This is a genomic window from Pseudomonas sp. C5pp (assembly GCF_000814065.1).
Taxonomy (GTDB): domain Bacteria; phylum Pseudomonadota; class Gammaproteobacteria; order Pseudomonadales; family Pseudomonadaceae; genus Aquipseudomonas; species Aquipseudomonas asiatica.
Genome location: NZ_JWLN01000004.1, coordinates 198,662 through 212,484, shown reverse-complemented (window position 1 = coordinate 212,484; position 13,823 = coordinate 198,662). Strand labels below are relative to the sequence as shown.

Here is a 13,823-nt window from a genome sequence, read left to right as displayed (position 1 = left end):
GGCTGAAGCCGCTCCCACAGGGACTGGCGCGGTCCTTGTAGGAGCGGCTTCAGCCGCGAAAGGGCCAGCACAGGCAGCAGAGATAATGGCTCACTGCACCTGCTGCGGGGTTTCCTCGCCCATGCAACGCACCGCGCGCTTGCGGTTGTCCACCAGCACCCCTGTCAGGCCTTTCTGCTGGGTATCGAACAGCACCAACACGCCGTCGACGCACTGGGCCATTTGTGGTGCCGGGTCCAGCGAGACCTTGTAGTCCTCGCCGGGGATGGTCTTGAGCATGGTGAAGTCCTGCAGCAACAGGGCATCTTCGGGCTTGGCGAAATGCAGGTAACCGTAGTACCACAAGGCCCCCACCGTCACGATGATGCTCCCGACACCGGTCAGGATCAGCGGGATGGCGTTGTGTTCTTCACTCATTGCTTGTTCTTCTCGTCAGGGTAATTGGGCACTTCGGCCAGCCGCCGCAGGCCGTTGAAATGGCTGGGGTCGTCAAGAAAACGCAGCATAACCTGGCGCCAGGTCGGGTCGGCGAAGGTCTGCACGTGGCCACCACGGGTCAGTTGCAGCACCCGCGGCGCTGGCGCGTGCTGGTACAGGCGGATGCCGTTGTCCATCGGCACCAGGGTATCGTCGATGCTGTGGAAGAACAGCTTGGGCGGGCTGCTCAGCTGCTCGATCGAGCGGATCGCGCTGTCGCCGTCCGGCACCAGCCACGACAGCGGCACCTGCAGCGGCCAGGTCATCCACGAGGTGCTGAGGGCAAAGCGCCCGACCGCACGGTAACTGGCCGGCACACCATCGAACACCAGGGCGTTGAAACGCTGGCGCTGCTCCGGATGGGCCGCCAGGTAGTGAATGGCCATGGCCCCGCCAAGGCTCTGCCCCAGCAGCACCAGCGGCTTGCCCTTGACTTCGGGCGCCTGCTCCAGCCAGGCCATGGCCGCGGCGATGTCCTGGTACACCTCGGGCAGGCTCGGCTCGCCCTGGGACAGGCCATAGCCGCGGTAATCGATCATCAACACCTGGTAGCCCTGCTCCGGCAGCCAGTAGCTGCCGCCCAGGTGCCCAGGCAGGTTGCCGCCATTGCCATGCAGGTGCAGCACCGTCCCCTTGACCTCGACCCCGTCCTTGGCCGGCAACCACCAGCCGTGCAGGCGGATACCATCAGCAGTGATCAAGGTGACATCGCGGTACTCGAGCCTGGCCCGCTCGGGCGTGAACGGCTGGCCGCGCTCGGGATAGAACAGCAGGCTGCTGCAACCGCCCAGGCCCAGCAGGATCAAACCCAGGGCCAACAGGCGGCAGCACTCAGAGAATGTTCGCGTAATCGGCTTCAATACGGTCCAGGCTCAGGTGGTTGAGGAAGTTGGAGAAGCACATCCAGGCCGACAGCGCATTGAGGTCGCGGAACTGCTCGGGCAGGTACTTGGGCGGCTCGACCAGGCCTTCCTCGACCAGCTGTCGCAGGGTACGCATGTCTTCCAGGGTGGTCTTGCCACAGAACAGCAACGGGATCTGTTCGAGCTTGCCCTTCTTCACGGCCAACTGAATGTAGTTGTAAACCATGATGAAGCCTTTGAGGTAGGACAAGTCCTTGGTAAATGGCAGGCCATTGGGCACCGACCCGCGGAACACACGGCTGGCGTTGCTGTAGCTCTGCGCCATCTCGAACCCCTGCTCGCGGAAGAAGTTGTAGATCTGCATGAAATCGGCACCCTCCTCGACCATGTGGATGGCGCGGGTGCGGTTGGTGAGCTTGCGCAGGCGGCTGGGGTAGGAGGCGAAGGCGATCACCTCCATGAGGATGGCCAGGCCTTCCTGGGTGACCGTCGACGAGGGCGGGCCCTTGGCCAGGAAGGTACAGATCGGCTGGTTCAGGCCGTTGAGCGTGGTGCCGACATGCACCAGCCCTTCGTGCACCTCCAGGGCGCGCACGTCACGGGAGTTGAACATGGCGTCGGCACGCACCTTGATGTAGTCGGCCCCGGCCGCGGCATCGGCGACGATACCGTCGGACTCGAACACACGGATGGTCTCCTCGGCCTCGCCGAATACCTTGTTCAACCGGTGCTGGAGGATTTCCACGGCTTCCTTGGCAGTGAGGTTCTTCGGCTCGTCCTTGAGGTCGCCACGGCCATCGATGTTGTTCAGGTAGTCCGACAGCATCAGGCCGAGGTCGGCCAAGGTCGGATCACCAGCGTGAAAGGCATCCGAGGCAGCGCCGTACAGTTCCTGGGAGATCAGCCCGAAATCCTCGGTTCCACGCGCTTCGAGCATGCGCACCACCATGCGGTATTCGCGGCACATGCGCTTCATGATCTGCCCGACCGGGTTGAACTGGCCGAGCTGGCGAATGATGTCGCGCTCGATGCCCTGAAACTCGGCCTTTACCGCGCTGGAATCGAACGCCAGCGGGCGCGACTGGTAGTAGGCACGGTCGACAGCCGGCGGCTCCTTGCCCTTGGCCTTGAGGAACCCCTGGCGGATGTTGTCGTCCCACTTCACCGCGTCCAGAACCCGGATCGGGGTCTGTGCCGCAACGATGCGGTCGGACAGGGCACGGATGGTTTGCTGGTATTCGTCCACCGGGGACTCCTTTCTAGTACAAGAAACCTGTACCGGCCTCTTCGCGGCTAAAGCCGCTCCCACAGGTACTGCATCAGGCTCGAAACCGGTGCGGTCCCTGTGGGAGCGGCTTTAGCCGCGAAGAAGCCAGCACGGTCATTTGCCTGAGCGCTGGAACCGCGCCACTTCAACGAACAGGTCGGAGTTGGCCGGGTCGTCCAGGTACGCCAGCACCCGCGCCGACGGGCTGTCGATCAGCACGCCGTCGCCGTTGTCTTCCGGCACTTCGGTGCTGCGCCCGGTCAGCTCCTTCTTGTCCACCGCCTGCTGCACCTGCTCGACATCCAGGTTGTAGACCACCAGTTCCTTGCCATCGACGATATCGAAACCGCCGATCAGGAAGTTGCCACCCAGGCGCTTCGGCACGCCAGCCGACAGGTACCAGCGGTTACCGTGGCGTGACACGGTGAACACGTATTCCTCAGGGGCCTTGCCCTTGGCCGTGGCCACCGCCTTGTAGGCATCGCCGCCGCTACGGCTGATTACCAGCTTCAGCGGCTCGCCCCAGGCGTCCTTGCTGCTCCACTTGCCCAGCAGGGCCTTGGGCGCTGCCTGGTTGCTCGGCAACGGCTCGTGGAAGGTCACCAGACAACCGCCCAGCAGCAGGAATGACAAAGTCAACAACACCACACGCCAGGCTTTCATCAGGTTCTCCTTGAAAAGTCGGTCTCGGCTCAGGCCGATGCCAGCACCAGCTGCAGGTATCGGCTAAGCATAGCGAGCATCTGCCCATCGGCTTGCGCGTTCGCATCCTTGAGCAGGCCCTGATATTCCATCTGCTCGATAATCGCCGTCAACATTTGGGCGTCCTGTTCCGGTTGCTGCGAGCCCACCACCTGCAGCAATTGGCGGGTGCCATGCAGCAGGATCTGTTCATGGGCGCACACCAGTTGAGCCAGGCGCGGGCACAGCAGCGCCTCCTGGCGGAAGGCCTGCTCGGCCATCAGGAAATCGCGGCGGGTCAGCAACTGTCGCTGCACGTAGTCGGCAGTCATGCGTGCTACCTCGTCAGCCAACCGCGCCCGCGCCTGCGGGCTGCCGTCACCCTGGGCCAGCAACTGGCGCAACAGCACCTCGGTATTGGCCCACAGCTTGGCCATGTAGGCGGCGCTGCGTTCGACGTACTGGGCGAAGGTATCGGTCAGCAGGTCCTCGATATCCTTGAAGTAGTAGGTGGTGGCCGACAATGGCACACCGGCCTCGGCGGCGACGGCGCGATGGCGCACACCGCGTACGCCATCGCGCACGACGATGCGCATGGCGGCGTCGAGGATAAGTTGGCGACGCTGCTCGCTGCCCTGGCGGGCAGTCTTGCGGCCTTGGTATTGCACGCTTTCGGCGACGGCGGTGGCGATGCCGGCGGCGCCCTGGTGAGGCATTGCGGGTGTCACGGGGGGGTACCTCATGGACAGTGTTTCGTCAGTGCCGGCCTCTTCGCGGCTAAAGCCGCTCCCACAGGGACCGCACCAGCCTGAGGGTAGTGGGGTCCCTGTGGGAGCGGGCGTGCCCGCGAAGAGGCCGGTACTGACAACATAAAGCTTCAGGCAAGAAAAAGCCGCCTCGAAAGGCGGCTCGTTCAATTCACTCAGGCCTGCGGACGCATGTGCGGGAACAGGATCACGTCGCGGATCGACGGCGAGTTGGTCAGCAGCATCACCAGGCGGTCGATACCGATACCTTCACCTGCAGTCGGCGGCATGCCGTACTCCAGTGCGCGAACGAAGTCGGCGTCGTAGTGCATGGCTTCGTCGTCACCGGCGTCCTTCTCGGCCACCTGGGCCAGGAAGCGCTCGGCCTGGTCTTCGGCATCGTTGAGCTCGGAGTAGGCGTTGGCGATCTCGCGGCCACCGATGAACAGCTCGAAACGGTCGGTAACAGCCGGGTTGTCGTCGTTGCGACGGGCCAGCGGCGATACTTCGAACGGGTACTCGGTGATGAAGTGCGGCTGCTCCAGCTTGTGCTCGACCAGCTCTTCGAAAATCATCACCTGCAGCTTGCCCAGGCCTTCGTGGCCCAGCACCTTGGCACCGGCCTTTTTGGCGATGTCGCGGGCGCGGTCGACGTCCTGCAGGTCGGCAGCAGTCAGCTCCGGGTTGTACTTGAGGATCGAGTCGAATACCGACAGGCGGGCGAACGGCTCGCCGAAGTGGAACACCTTGTCGCCATACGGCACGTCGGTAGTGCCAAGTACCAGCTGCGCCAGCTCGCGGAACAGTTCCTCGGTGAGGTCCATGTTGTCGCGATAGTCGGCGTAGGCCTGGTAGAACTCGAGCATGGTGAATTCAGGGTTGTGACGAGTCGAAACGCCTTCGTTACGGAAGTTGCGGTTGATCTCGAACACCTTCTCGAAGCCACCAACCACCAGGCGCTTGAGGTACAGCTCCGGCGCGATGCGCAGGAACATGGCCATGTCCAGGGCGTTGTGGTGGGTTTCGAACGGCTTGGCTGCGGCACCGCCCGGGATGGTCTGCAGCATCGGCGTCTCGACTTCGAGGAAGTCGCGCTCGATGAGGAACTTGCGGATGTGCGAGATCACCTGCGAACGCACACGGAAGGTGTGGCGGGTTTCTTCATTGACCATCAGGTCGACGTAACGCTGGCGGTAGCGCTGCTCGGTGTCGGTCAGGCCGTGGTGCTTGTCGGGCAGCGGGCGCAGCGACTTGGTCAGCAGGCGCACGTTGGTCATTTCGACGTACAGGTCGCCCTTGCCGGAACGGGCCAGGGTACCTTCGGCGCTGATGATGTCGCCCAGGTCCCAGGTCTTGACCGCGGCCAGGGTTTCTTCCGGCAGGGTCTTGCGGTTGACGTAGACCTGGATACGGCCGGTCATGTCCTGAATGACCATGAACGAGCCGCGGTTGAGCATGATGCGGCCGGCAACCTTGACCGGAATCGCTGCAGCTTCCAGTTCTTCCTTGGTCTTGTCCGCATACTGCTTCTGCAGGTCGTTGCAGTAGCTGTCGCGACGGAAGTCATTGGGGAAGGCATTGCCCTTGGCGCGCTCGGCGGCAAGCTTTTCCTTGCGCAGGGCGATCAGGGCGTTTTCTTCCTGTTGCAGGTCTTGCGCTTCGGTCTTGAGGTCGCTCATTTCGTCATTCTTTCCATCAGGTGTTCGGTGCCCCTTTCGGGCAGGGCACGCGGTACCGGCCCATGCCAGGTACCGCGGCGGTTGTGTGCGATTTACAGCCCTTGCTTGAGGCTCGCTTCCAGGTACTGGTCGAGATCGCCGTCCAATACCTTCTGGCAGTCGCTGCGCTCTACACCGGTACGCAGGTCCTTGATACGCGAGTCATCCAGCACGTAGGAGCGGATCTGGTGACCCCAGCCGATGTCCGACTTGCTGTCTTCCAGCGCCTGCGAGGCGGCATTGCGCTTCTGCATTTCCAGCTCGTACAACTTGGCCCGCAGCATTTTCATGGCGGTGTCCTTGTTGGCGTGCTGAGAGCGTTCGTTCTGGCAGGCCACCACGGTGTTGGTCGGTACGTGGGTAATACGCACCGCCGAGTCGGTGGTGTTCACGTGCTGACCACCGGCACCGGAGGAACGATAGGTGTCGATACGCAGGTCGGCCGGGTTGATCTCGATCTCGACCTTGTCGTCGATCTCGGGCGACACGAACACCGCCGAGAACGAGGTGTGGCGACGGGCACCGGAGTCGAACGGGCTCTTGCGCACCAGGCGGTGCACGCCGATCTCGGTGCGCAGCCAGCCGAAGGCGTACTCGCCCTTGACATGCACGGTGGCGCCCTTGATGCCGGCGACTTCACCTTCGGAAAGCTCGATGATGGTGGCATCGAAACCACGCTTGTCGGCCCAGCGCAGGTACATGCGCAGCAGGATGTTGGCCCAGTCCTGCGCCTCGGTACCACCGGAGCCGGCCTGGATGTCCAGGTAGGCGTTGTTCATGTCCATCTCGCCGCTGAACATGCGACGGAACTCGAGCTGCGCCAGTTTTTCTTCCAGGCCTTCCAGCTCGGTCACGACGTCGCCGACGGCGCCTTCGTCATTTTCCTCGACGGCCATGTCGAGCAGGTCCTGGCAGTCCGCCAGGCCGCCGGACAGCTTGTCCAGGGTCTCGACGACCTGTGCCAGCATGGCACGCTCGCGGCCCAGGGCCTGGGCGTACTCGGGCTTGTTCCAGACGTTGGGGTCTTCCAGCTCGCGGTTGACTTCGATCAGGCGGTCATGCTTGTGATCGTAGTCAAAGATACCCCCGAATGGACTGGGAACGCTCGGTGAGGTCCTTGATGGTGTTCAGGATCGGTTGGATTTCCATGGGCTGGCTACTCGCACGAATTCGGTGAAAAGCCTGCGAGTATAACCGAGTCCGCCGCAGGGCGGCAGACCCGCCGGGCGCCGAATGGCCGCAATTACCGTGCAGGCCCTGTCAGGCGATGCCAACCTGGTTGCGCCCGCCATTCTTGGCCTGGTACAGGCCTTTGTCCGCAGCCGAGATCAGTTGCCGGCTATGGCTGCCGATGGACGGAGTCTGGGTGGCCAGGCCAATGCTCACGGTCAGATACGAGTCGGGCACCGGCGCGGTGTGCGGGATGCCCAGGCCGAGCACGGTCTGGCGCAGCTTCTCGGCCACCAGGCGTGCCCCACCCGGCGAGGTGTTGGGCAATACCAGGACGAATTCCTCGCCGCCATAGCGCGCCGGCAGGTCGGTCGGCCGCGAGCACGAGCCGCGGATCGCCTCGGCCACCTGGCGCAAGGCCTCGTCACCGGCCAGGTGGCCAAAGCTGTCGTTGTAGGCCTTGAAGTAATCCACGTCGATCATCAGCAGCGACAACTGTTGCTGCTCACGCATGGCTCGGCGCCATTCCAGTTCCAGGTACTCGTCGAAGTGGCGGCGGTTGGACAACCCGGTCAGGCCATCGGAATTCATCAGCCGCTGCAGCATCAGGTTGGTATCGAGCAGTTGCTGCTGACTGACGCGCAAAGCACGGTAGGCCTCGTCGCGCTGCAACAGGGTAAGGTAGGAACGCGAGTGATAGCGGATGCGCGCCACCAGCTCGATGGTATCCGGCAGCTTGACCAGGTAATCGTTGGCCCCGGCAGCAAAGGCTGCGCTCTTGACCAGCGGGTCCTCCTTGGTCGACAGGACGATGATCGGGATATCCTGGGTAGCCGGGTTGTTGCGGTATTCACGCACCAGGGTCAGCCCGTCCAGGCCAGGCATGATCAGGTCCTGGAGGATCACCGTAGGCTTGATTCGCACGGCCTGGGCCACTGCCTGGTGCGGATCGGCGCAGAAGTGGAAGTCGATGTTCTCTTCGTTGGCCAGGCCACGCCGCACCGCCTCGCCGATCATGGCCTGGTCGTCGACCAGCAGCACCATCGCCGAGTTCTCGTTGGGGGTCGTGAAACCTTCGATCGGTAAATCATTCATACCTGTTCACCCGATCACTGCCGGCCTGGCGGCGTGATTCAATACACTTCGTCATTTTGCGAAAAATTCCATCAAGCGCCCGGCTATGCGTTCCAGCGGGCGGATCTCCACTGCGGCATCGATGGCCGCAGCGGCCTTGGGCATCCCGTATACCGCGCTGCTGGCCTGGTCCTGGGCAATGGTCAGGAAGCCCTGCTGGCGCATCAGCTTCAGGCCCTGGGCACCATCGCGGCCCATGCCGGTAAGCAACACACCCACCGCATCGCCGGTCCAATAGCGCGCCACACTCTCGAAGAACACATCGATCGAGGGCCGGTAAATTTCATTGACAGGTTCGGCAGTGTAGGCCAGTTGGCCGTTCTGTAGCAGGCGGATGTGGTGATTGGTGCCGGCCAGCAATACCTGCCCCGGCTGTGGTGGCTCGCCCTCACGGGCCAGGCGCACCGGCAAGCCGGCGGCGCTGCTGAGCCATTCTGCCATGCCCGCGGCAAATACCTGGTCCACATGCTGGACCAGCACGATGGCCGCCGGAAACGCCGCCGGCAGGCCCTTGAGCAGTACTTCGAGGGCCGCCGGGCCGCCAGCGGACGAACCGATCGCAACCAGCCCGCGGTGCTGTGACGCCGCCCGCACGGGTGCGGCGACCGGGCGTGCGGCCGGTGCGCGCTGCTGACCAATCAACCAGCTTATGTTGAGGATCTTGCGCAGCAGTGGCGCTGCCGCTTCACGCGGATCGCCCGCCCCCAGCGCCGGCGTGTCGACCACGTCGAGGGCGCCGTGGCCCATGGCCTCGAATACCCGGTGCACGTTCTGCTTGCGATCGACCGTGACGATGACGATGGCGCAAGGGGTTTCGGCCATGATCCGCCTGGTGGCCTCGACGCCATCCATGACCGGCATGATCAGGTCCATGAGGATCAGGTCTGGCTGCTGCTCGGTGCAGCGCTGCACCGCCTCGGCGCCATTACTGGCCACCCACACCACCTGGTGCGCCGGTTCGAGGGCAACCGCCCGGCGCAGCGCCTCGACGGCCATGGGCATGTCGTTGACGATGGCGATCTTCATCCCTGAGCACCTCCGATCAGCTCAACCACAGCATCCAGCAACGCATCGTCATGGAAACTGGCCTTTGCCAAATAGTAGTCGGCGCCGGCATCCAGGCCCCGCCGTCGGTCTTCCTCACGGTCCTTGTAGGACACCACCATCACCGGCAGCGATTGCAGGCGCTGGTCGCGGCGTACCAGGGTGACCAGCTCGATGCCGTCCATGCGCGGCATGTCGATGTCGGTGATCAGCAGGTCGAAGTCCTCGCCACGCAAGGCGTTCCAGCCGTCCATGCCATCCACCGCAACGGCCACGTCGTAGCCACGGTTGCCGAGCAGCTTGCGCTGCAGTTCACGCACGGTCAGCGAATCATCAACCACCAGGATGCGCTGGCGCGCCACGCCACGGGTGCCGCTGCTGCCGCGGTCGATGCGTTCCAGGCTGCCGGTGCTGAGCAGCTTCTCCACCGAACGCAGCAGATCCTCCACATCGACGATCAGCACCACCGAGCCATCGTCGAGCAGGGCGCCGGAAGAGATGTCCTGCACCTTGCCCAGCCGTGGGTCGAGCGGCATCACCACCAGCACCCGCTCGCCCACCAGTCGCTCCACGGCCACCCCGTACAGCTGCTCGCGCTCGCGGATCACCACCACGCGCAGGTTGCTCTGCTGCGTTTGCCCGGCCGGGCGATTGAGCAGTTGGCTGGCCGCGACCAGGCCTATGTGGCGGCCTTCGTGCCAGAAATGCTGGCGCCCCTCGATCTGCACGATCTCTTCGGCACTTACTTCGAGCGTGCGTTCGATATGAGCGAGCGGGAAGGCATAGACCTCGCCACCCACCTCGACCACCAGGCTGCGCACAACCGACAAGGTCAGTGGCACCTGCAAATGGAAACGACAGCCCTGCCCGGCCAGCTGGGTCAGCTCTATCGAACCGCGCAGCTCCCGGATCATGTGCTGCACCGCATCCAGGCCGACACCGCGCCCGGACACCTCGGTGACTTTGTCGCGCAGGCTGAAACCGGGCAGGAACAGGAATGTCAGCAACTCTTCCTCGCTCATGCGCGCCACCGTGTCAGCGGGCGACAGGGCGCGCTCGACAATGCTGCTGCGCAGGCGTTCGAGGTCGATGCCGGCACCGTCGTCGATCAGTTCAAGGCTGAGCATACCGGCCTGGTGCGAGGCCCGCAGGCGGATCACGCCCTCCTCCGCCTTGCCCGCCAGCAGGCGTCGCTCGGGCAGCTCGATGCCGTGGTCGACCGCATTGCGCAACAGGTGGGTCAACGGTGCCTCGAGCTTTTCCAGCACATCACGGTCGACCTGGGTCTTCTCCCCTTCCACCAGCAGCCGCACCGGCTTGCCCAGCGAACGGCCAAGGTCGCGCACCATGCGGCTCTGGCCGGTCAGCACATCGGCAAACGGCCGCATCCGGCAGGCCAGCGCGGTGTCGTAGAGCAGTTGTGCGCGCTGGCTGGCCTGCCAGCCGAACTCGTCCAGGTCGGCAGCCTGCTGCTGCAGGATTTGCTGGGTTTCTGCCAGCAGGCGCTGGGTTTGTGCCAGGGCTTCGAGCACCTCGCTGCTCTGGCCACTGTCCTCCAGTTGCATGCGCAGGCCATCAAGCGCTTGCATGCCCTGGCCGTGCATGCGCTTGAGGCGCTGCAGGGTGGCCAGGTAAGGCTTGAGCCGCTGGGTTTCCACCAGCGACTTGCTGGACAGGTCGAGCAGGCTGTTGAGGCGATCGGCGGTGACCCGCAGCACCCGCTCCGTACCTTCGCCGGTGCGCTTGCCGGCCTTGCGACGCGGGGCCAGCTCGGGCTCGGGCTCAGGCTCCAAGGGTTCGACGGGCAGCGGCAAAGGTTCGGCTTGCACGGTTTGCGCCGGCGTTTCCGGCAGCGCTGGCACGGCTGGCGGCGCGGGGGGCAAGGCTGCCGCCCCCGGGTCGAGCAGGTTGGCCATTTGCGCAAGGAACACCGGCAGGGTCGCCTGTGCCCCGGCATCGCCAGGCGTGGCGATGCGCATCAACAGGTCGGTGCCCTGCAACAGGGCATCGATATGCTCGGCGCTCAGCCGCAGGCGACCCTCCTGGGCGGCTACCAGGCAGTCCTCCATGACATGGGCGACGCTGACGCCAGCGTCCACTCCGACGATCCGCGCCGCGCCCTTCAGCGAGTGGGCCGCGCGCATGCAAGCCTCAAGCTGGTCGGCCTGCGTGGGATTACGCTCCAGCGCCATCAGGCCGGCACTGAGCACCTGGGTCTGCGCCTCGGCCTCCAGGCTAAACAGTTCGAGCAACGATGCGTCGCGCATTTGCTCTGGGGTCATGACAGGCTCCGCTGCACGGCAGACAGTAAATGTTGATCGTCCAGCACCCGCACGCTGCGGCCACGCCATTGCAGGACCGCTGCGGTGAAGTGGGAGGCGTCCTGCCCGCTGTTCAGCAGAAGCGGGTCGAGCCGGTGAATGCCGTCGATTTCCTCGACCGCCATCACCACCGGCCCGCCCTCCGCGGCCAGGATCAGCATGCGTGGCATCGCCCGGCCGCCACGTTGCTCGGCAGCGCTGGCCTGCACACCCAGCAAGTCAGCCAGTGACAGGCACGGCACCAGCGCACCACGTACGTTGGCCACCCCCTGCAGCACCCGCGAGCGCTGGTGCGGCAGCGAATGCACCGCCTGCAGCGGGGCAATTTCGGCCAGGCAGGCGGTGGGCAGCGCCAGCCATTCTTCGCCAAGGCGGAACAGCAGCATGGAGCGGCCAGTGTTCTCCTCGACCGGTGGCGCCGCGGCAGCCTGGTGGTCCTGGATCAGCGCGTAGCGGTCGAGCAGGCGTGTGGCCGCTGCGGCATATACCTCGCAGTTGCGGCAGTGAACGTGACGCTCCAGCAGCGGGCACTGCTTGTCGCCGTGCACGCCAATGCGGTTCCAGCAGTCGTCGATGTGCGCGTCATCCTCGGCGAGCAATTGCATCGCGGATTCCTTCATCGTTCAGACTCCCTGCCAACCCGTGCGGCGCGCTCCTGCAGGCGCCGGGCACCGGCCAGGTCACCCTGGGCTGCCAGCAAGGCAGCCAGGTGTACCAGCGCCTCGGAGTGCTGCGGTTCCAGGTACAGGGCTTTGCGATAATGGGTCAGAGCCTGCTGCGCATCGCCTTCGGTGTCGCTGAGCAGCCCCAGCCAGTAGTAAACCTGCGCCGAAGGCGCGAACTGGCCCAGGTAGCGCTGGCATTCGGCACGGGCCTGCTCGCTGGCGCCGGCATTGGCAAGCCGGGCGATGCTGGCCAGCAACTCGCTTGCCTCCTCGCGCTTGTGCTCGCGCGCTGGCGCTGGCTTGGAGGGCACGGGCAGCACCCGCAGTGGGCGCGGCGACGACGCTGCGCTCGGTAACGGATAGCCTGGCTTGGCCGGTGCTGGCGATGTGCGCCGCAAGGGCTGGACCGGGGGCGTAGCCAGCGCAGCGCTACCGCCCTCCTGGCGCACGTAGGCGAACGACTGGGCAATCCCCAGCGGGCGCATGCCCAACCGCGCCAGCAAGCTGCCTTCGGCGGGGCCGATGAACAGCACGCCCTGTGGATGCAGCAAGCGCTTGAGCACCTCAAACACCCGTTGCTGGGTCGGCACGTCGAAATAGATCAGCAGGTTGCGGCAGAACACGAAGTCGTACAGGCCATCGCGGCTGGCCAGGGCCGGGTCGAGTACGTTGCCCACCTGTAGGCTGACTTGGTCACGCACCCGCTCATGCAGGAGGTGGCCTTCGTCGAGCGCATCGAAGTAACGCTCGCGAAAGCCCAGGTTACTGCCACGGAAGGCATTGCGCCCGTACACGGCCTGCCCGGCCTTGGCCACGGAACTGGGGCTGATGTCCATGCCGTCGATCATGAACGCCCCCGGCGCGATACCGGCATCGAGCAAGGCCATGGCCAGCGAATAGGGCTCCTCGCCGGTCGAGCAAGGCAGGCTGAGCAAGCGCAGCGGGCGCGCCCCGGCCAGCTCGGCCAGGCGCTTGTGCGCCAGGCTGGCCAAGGCGGTGAAGGATTCGGGGTAACGGAAGAACCAGGTTTCCGGGACGATGACCGCTTCGATCAGCGCCTGTTGCTCATCCGTCGACTGCTGCAGATGCAGCCAGTAATCATCCAGGTCCGCGGCGTCCACGGCCACGCAACGCTGGCGCAGCGCACGCTCGACCATGGGCGCGCCCACCGACTCCACGTCCAGGCCAATGCGCTCGCGCAAATAGCGGAAAAAATGCTGTTCGTTCATGTCGGCATCCCTGTCGGATCACCCGCATACAGCAACTCGTGCACGGCATCGGGGAGCAGGTCGTTGACTTCGATGCGCTGCAACAAGCCCTGCTCATCCTGACGCACCGGGCCCAGATACGGGGCCTCGCCGCTGTCCACGCCATACGGCTGGAACTCGTCGGGGTGGCAACGCAGGGTTTCGGTGGCCTGCTCCAGTATCAGGCCAAGCTGCAGGCCGACTCGGTAGTGCACCAGAACCAGGCGGGTACTGGTGCGCTGCGCTGCCGGTTGGCCGAAGCTCAATGCCGCCAGGTCGACCACTGGTACCAGCAGGCCTCGGTGCGCAAGGATGCCTGCGACCCAGGCAGGTGCCTTGGCGATCGGTTTCAGCGGCTGGCGCGGCAGCACCTCGATCACCTCGTGCACGCTCAGGGCAAAGCGTTGCTCCCGAATGCGAAACTGCAGGTACAACGCCCCCTTGGCGTTGCCCGCCCGCGCGGCGCGCGATTGCAAGTCGTTCATCGCGG

The 13,823-nt window shown here is 64.7% G+C and carries 13 protein-coding genes; all 13 read right to left on the bottom strand.

The features are described 5' to 3' along the window. Positions 1 to 90: 90 nt before the first annotated feature. The 13 genes from RR51_RS05225 to RR51_RS05165 all read right to left on the bottom strand — a co-directional run bounded on the left by RR51_RS05225 (position 91) and on the right by RR51_RS05165 (position 13,818). Positions 91 to 417, bottom strand: coding sequence for a hypothetical protein (locus RR51_RS05225; RefSeq protein WP_039612808.1), 327 nt, complete (start codon positions 415 to 417; stop codon positions 91 to 93). Then, complete coding sequence (locus tag RR51_RS05220) at positions 414 to 1,337, bottom strand: alpha/beta hydrolase (protein WP_039612807.1); 924 nt, start codon at positions 1,335 to 1,337, stop codon at positions 414 to 416. The genes RR51_RS05225 and RR51_RS05220 overlap by 4 nt, the downstream gene beginning before the upstream one ends. Then, positions 1,309 to 2,586 carry a flavohemoglobin expression-modulating QEGLA motif protein gene (locus RR51_RS05215; RefSeq protein ID WP_013971219.1) on the bottom strand — a complete coding sequence of 426 codons (1,278 nt, stop codon included), beginning with the start codon at positions 2,584 to 2,586 and terminating at the stop codon, positions 1,309 to 1,311. The genes RR51_RS05220 and RR51_RS05215 overlap by 29 nt, the downstream gene beginning before the upstream one ends. Positions 2,587 to 2,721: 135 nt before the next feature. Beyond that, complete coding sequence (locus RR51_RS05210; RefSeq protein WP_003258915.1) at positions 2,722 to 3,270, bottom strand: hypothetical protein; 549 nt, start codon at positions 3,268 to 3,270, stop codon at positions 2,722 to 2,724. A gap of 29 nt (positions 3,271 to 3,299) precedes the next feature. Beyond that, positions 3,300 to 4,004, bottom strand: a complete 705-nt coding sequence (locus RR51_RS05205) for a TetR/AcrR family transcriptional regulator (RefSeq protein WP_039612806.1) — start codon at positions 4,002 to 4,004, stop codon at positions 3,300 to 3,302. Between the two features lie 206 nt (positions 4,005 to 4,210). Further along, entirely contained in the window at positions 4,211 to 5,713 is a 1,503-nt protein-coding gene (lysS, locus tag RR51_RS05200; RefSeq protein WP_013971217.1) for a lysine--tRNA ligase, read from the bottom strand. 92 nt (positions 5,714 to 5,805) lie between these two features. After that, positions 5,806 to 6,901 (bottom strand): peptide chain release factor 2 gene (gene prfB, locus RR51_RS30050; RefSeq protein ID WP_123084286.1). Its coding sequence is split into 2 segments (ribosomal slippage): positions 5,806 to 6,828 and positions 6,830 to 6,901, totalling 1,095 coding nucleotides; the frame shifts between segments, so codons are not numbered across the junction. 111 nt (positions 6,902 to 7,012) lie between these two features. After that, positions 7,013 to 8,017 carry a Wsp signal transduction system regulator diguanylate cyclase WspR gene (gene wspR, locus RR51_RS05190; RefSeq protein ID WP_003258607.1) on the bottom strand — a complete coding sequence of 335 codons (1,005 nt, stop codon included), beginning with the start codon at positions 8,015 to 8,017 and terminating at the stop codon, positions 7,013 to 7,015. Positions 8,018 to 8,068: 51 nt separating this feature from the next. Beyond that, positions 8,069 to 9,082: a Wsp signal transduction system protein-glutamate methylesterase WspF gene (gene wspF / locus RR51_RS05185; protein ID WP_013971215.1), complete on the bottom strand. Its 1,014-nt coding sequence runs from the start codon at positions 9,080 to 9,082 to the stop codon at positions 8,069 to 8,071. Then, complete coding sequence (locus RR51_RS05180; RefSeq protein ID WP_039612804.1) at positions 9,079 to 11,382, bottom strand: hybrid sensor histidine kinase/response regulator; 2,304 nt, start codon at positions 11,380 to 11,382, stop codon at positions 9,079 to 9,081. The genes wspF and RR51_RS05180 overlap by 4 nt, the downstream gene beginning before the upstream one ends. Next, complete coding sequence (locus RR51_RS05175) at positions 11,379 to 12,041, bottom strand: chemotaxis protein CheW (RefSeq protein WP_039612803.1); 663 nt, start codon at positions 12,039 to 12,041, stop codon at positions 11,379 to 11,381. The genes RR51_RS05180 and RR51_RS05175 overlap by 4 nt, the downstream gene beginning before the upstream one ends. Next, positions 12,038 to 13,315: a CheR family methyltransferase gene (locus RR51_RS05170; protein ID WP_039612802.1), complete on the bottom strand. Its 1,278-nt coding sequence runs from the start codon at positions 13,313 to 13,315 to the stop codon at positions 12,038 to 12,040. The genes RR51_RS05175 and RR51_RS05170 overlap by 4 nt, the downstream gene beginning before the upstream one ends. Further along, positions 13,312 to 13,818 (bottom strand): chemotaxis protein CheW, encoded by a 507-nt coding sequence (locus RR51_RS05165; protein ID WP_039612801.1) that lies wholly within the window; start codon positions 13,816 to 13,818, stop codon positions 13,312 to 13,314. The genes RR51_RS05170 and RR51_RS05165 overlap by 4 nt, the downstream gene beginning before the upstream one ends. Positions 13,819 to 13,823 lie beyond the last annotated feature (5 nt).